Source organism: Paraburkholderia sp. RL17-373-BIF-A, assembly GCF_046030175.1.
In the GTDB taxonomy this organism is placed as follows: domain Bacteria; phylum Pseudomonadota; class Gammaproteobacteria; order Burkholderiales; family Burkholderiaceae; genus Paraburkholderia.
The window spans coordinates 1-4,003 of the sequence record NZ_JARESO010000163.1 but is presented as its reverse complement, the minus strand read 5'-3'; the positions used below and the strand labels follow the sequence as shown (position 1 = coordinate 4,003).

Genomic DNA, 4,003 nt, shown 5'->3' with positions numbered 1-4,003 from the left:
GGCTCAAGACGGCACTCGTTGACTGCCGCATGGGCCGCAGTACGGACGAGGAACAGCTATCTGTTCGCCCAGTTCAATCGCATCCGGCACGGCGCGGTTCAAAGAAAACAATCATCGCAGTCGCTGCGTCGATGCTCACCGCAGCGTCACTGGTGCCCTGAAATCAGGAAGCGAATCGTCGGCAGAGCGGTTGGTAGCGTTCCAAAGTTACAAAAAGTGAAGCGGGCGGCAGTCATCGAGTTGTGCACCAGAGAGCGAAGCGCCCGTGTTAGTCGCTGAGAAAGCGGGCGTCAGTAGGCCGACGCTGTATAATTGGAAGAACCAGTTGTTCGGTCGGGACGACCCGCAACCCCTGGACAACCCTGAGAAGACGATGCCGGTTGATGCCCTGAAAGAGACCTATGTGTTGCCAGAGCTGTTAGCTGCCCTGAGGCTTGCCCGCACAACTCCTACTTCTTTCACCGTGCACGTCTGTTGGTTGCTGACAGGCATGCTGGCGCGCGTCGCTTCGTCGCGGCCTCTTCAAACTCAATCACCGTTGATACGGATATCGTCGAATCCGCGCGGCAGTGGGCAGGCAGCAGATCTTCATGTCGGAGCAAGTAGTGCGACGTTTAATGCCACAGGAAGGTCTGGCCGCTGCCACGACCAGGCGACGGCGCTACCGCTCGTATCGCGGAGGAATGAGCCTTGCACCGAAGCACATCATCAATCGCGACTTCTGTGCCGCCGCTCCGCATCAGAAATGCTCACCGACATTACCGAATTCCGGATCCCGGCCGGCAAGGTGTATCTGTCGCCGGTGATCGAGCTTCGACGGTCTCGTTCCGAGCTGATCGATCGGCACGCGGCCGGATACCGAACTCGTCAACACTATGCTGGATTCGGAAATCGAGTCGGTGGCTGGCTGCGAGGAGCGGCCCGTGGTTCATTCCGATCGCAGACCACGCTACCGCTGGCGAGGATGGCTTTCACAAATTCGGGATGCGCTATGTCGCGCACAGGATGTTCGCCAGATAATGCAGCCGGCGAAGGGTTCTTCGGGCGCTTCAGAACAGAGTTATTCTGTCCTCGTTATTGGCGGCCCACGACCGTTGATCATTCATCGAAGTCTTTGACCCGTAATCCGCCGGTACAAAGGAAAGCGGATCAAGGTCTCGCTCGGCTCCTCCTAACCCGATCTAATATCGGCAGAGTCTCGGATTGCAGCATAAGTCAGTCTTCGCCTAGAAGATTACCGGCACTCGCCGCGCGCGCTCAACTCGACCGTATGCTCGACCCTTGCGTGCCGGCGACGTCATCGTTGTGCCTCGCCTTGACCGGCTCGCGCGCGGCATCTGCGACCTGCTCGACATCGTTGAACGGATTCGTCTCGCCGGCGCGGGCCTGCGCCCTCTCGCTGAGCCGTGGGCCGACGCGACGACGCCGGCCGGCCGCATGGTTTTGACCGTGTCTGGTGACATGGCCAAGTGTGAGCGCAGCGTGATCGTTGAACGCGAGCAGCGGCCTAGCCGCAGCCAAGGCACGCGGCACGAAGTTTGCGCGCAAGCCGACGCTCACGCTGGCGCAGCACAATCATCTATATCGCCTCGCGGATGAAAGCAAACGAGCATGCGGGAGATCGCCGCGCTGTTCGGCATCCACCGGTCGCCCCTCTTTCGCCTGCTTTCGTAGCGCGCAGAGCGCGCCGCGTGGAGATGGCGTCGGGCGCGGCGGCCGACAGTTCTTTCGTTCTCTGGACGCACATCATGAAACTTCGCGAACTTTCCTGCAGATTTACGAGCGTGCGTTAGCTCGATTAAGATTACCATCCAACTAAACTCATACGAACGCCTTGGCGCTAGATATGTCCTCGATCTTGAAGTGGGATAATGGAAAGCGATTCTGTCAGTTACGTCCGGTACTATAAAGAGAACTTCCGTTGGTGATGGCTATGCGGCTTCAAGCCCGAAGTCAAACATGGTTATGGGCGTGGCGAAATACGGTAATGCCGGGGGCAAGGACCTCCTTCTGTCGGTTTTGGCTTTTGGAGTTTATGCTTTTGTCAAATCATCCAAAATGGATCAGAAAAGAACGGCCATCGACGCGGCCATTAGAGATCTTATCAGCGGATCAAACACAATCTGGGCGCAGACTGTGTTTTCGGTGGAGGCCGACGGTCAAATGCTGGCATTTCGGAGGTCCGCCTTACTGGCAATACTGCTTTGAAGATCGCGTTTTGTGATACAGCGGTCGGCATCATTCGGAATAAGGCTTTGGCGTCGTTCAAGAACCATCTGGAGGCGGGAATTGGTCCTGTGCCGATGCTGAACGATGAGGACATGAGCGCGGGGAATGCGCATGTGACGTAATATAAGCAATATCGGTAAATCTGGTTGAATTTTCGCAGCTCAGTAATGGAGGATATAATTATGGCTTTGATAACGAAGAATACGCTTGACAGAGCTTTCGCGGTTGACGTGGGATGGCTACTCAAGGGGCGAGATACGGTAATCCGGGAGGAGTTAAGGACTTGCTTCTCTCGATGTTAACATTTGGTATTTATGCTCTTGTCAAGTCGTCCCGCATAGATCAAAAAAGCGCGGCGATCGATAAGGCCATAGAGGATCTTCATAAGAAAGTAAAGAATCCGTCATCCGATCACGATTACGCGCCACAAAACAGTGCCATGGTCCAAGTCGACGGCAAATGGCTGGTGGCCATCCATGAGCAAAGGCACGGTGTCGACTATTTAAATCTGTCGTTTGATGGGAAAAGGGTCACAAGATTCAAAGATATGGATCTCGACGGGTTTGCAGCGCAGCTAAAAGGTGAAATCGACCGCAAGAAAGAAAGTGAGAATGCGTAGGAACTGCTAGGCTTCAGTCGCGCCCGGCTGCCACTTCTTCGATCTGTGCGGTCTAGATCATGCATACCTCGATGTCAGACAGAATGATGCGCGCGCACTTCGCTGCCAAATCTGCGCCGCTTTGGGTGGATTCGCGAATGCGCGGCAGCTCGTTCAAGGTCACAATGCTCGACGCATTTCTGCCCCATCCGCACGAACGAATGCCTTGACCACTTAGCCTCGGTGTATTTTGATTGGTTCATTGGGAGTAGCGCCAGGACAGGGGCAAACATCACGGATTCTGGATCCAACCATTTTGCATGTTTGGGGTGATTCATCTGGCTGGATCATTGTCCAAACTACAATAGGAACTGTACTCTTCATGTCTTCAACAATAACGCGGAATACTCTCGCCAGAGCCTTTTCTGGTGATGTGAGAATCACAAATATCCCCCTGAGTGGTGCAAGATTCGGTGGGGCCGGGGGAATTAAAGACCTAATTTTCTCGATGTTGACGTTCGGGATTTACGCTATTGTCAAATCCTCCGCCATGGAGCAAAAACAGGCGGCAGTCAAACAAGTCATGAAGGACATCTACACTCAGATTGACTTGTATCCAGATGCGAATTCGTTTTCAGTGCAAATCGGTGATAAAAAGATGGAAATAAATAAGATCAATTATATTGATCCACCATTTTTGCAGATTTGTTTTGATAATCAGATTGTTGATGTAGTCGAATGTGGTGTTCAGGAGTTTAGGAGAATAATCGCAGAGCAGCTTGGGGATGACGTCGTGATGCGGAAGGAGGTTGACTACGCAGTATCGAATATCGTTGAGCAAGCGAATTCTGAAGACGGCTTTGTATCGGAGGCGGGTAGCACGGTTTACTTCGAAAACGGCATGGACATGATTTCGCTCGAAGAGTTCGGCGAAGAGCAAGGCAAGGAGTGGTGTTTGCTGCGTCGCGTCGGTGATTCCGACAACCTCTACGATCTGATTACCGTGGATAGTGTTGAATCATTAGACGATGGCCTTCACCCATTGACGCGGAATGCGTTTGGCGACATGGACGTTCTCAGGGGCACAGCGATGCTGCCACATCTCGCGAAGGCCTCAGTTTCGAGTGTCCTCGACCTTCGTTTAATGAAGAATGACGCCGGCCGGTGCGTTCCAGA

At 53.7% G+C, this 4,003-nt stretch carries 4 protein-coding genes and 1 pseudogene; all 5 read left to right on the top strand.

Annotated elements, in window-relative coordinates; all coding sequences use genetic code 11:
* Positions 1–156: 156 nt before the first annotated feature.
* Positions 157–1,175, top strand: a pseudogene (locus P0D80_RS48910) (IS3 family transposase); the annotation flags it as partial.
* Positions 1,176–1,281: 106 nt separating this feature from the next.
* Complete coding sequence (locus P0D80_RS48905; protein WP_408295638.1) at positions 1,282–1,599, top strand: recombinase family protein; 318 nt, start codon at positions 1,282–1,284, stop codon at positions 1,597–1,599.
* 360 nt (positions 1,600–1,959) lie between these two features.
* Positions 1,960–2,208, top strand: coding sequence for a hypothetical protein (locus tag P0D80_RS48900; protein ID WP_408295636.1), 249 nt, complete (start codon positions 1,960–1,962; stop codon positions 2,206–2,208).
* A gap of 304 nt (positions 2,209–2,512) precedes the next feature.
* Positions 2,513–2,848, top strand: a complete 336-nt coding sequence (locus tag P0D80_RS48895; RefSeq protein ID WP_408295633.1) for a hypothetical protein — start codon at positions 2,513–2,515, stop codon at positions 2,846–2,848.
* Between the two features lie 361 nt (positions 2,849–3,209).
* The coding region (locus P0D80_RS48890; protein WP_408295630.1) for a hypothetical protein at positions 3,210–4,003 on the top strand (794 nt) is incomplete at its 3' end.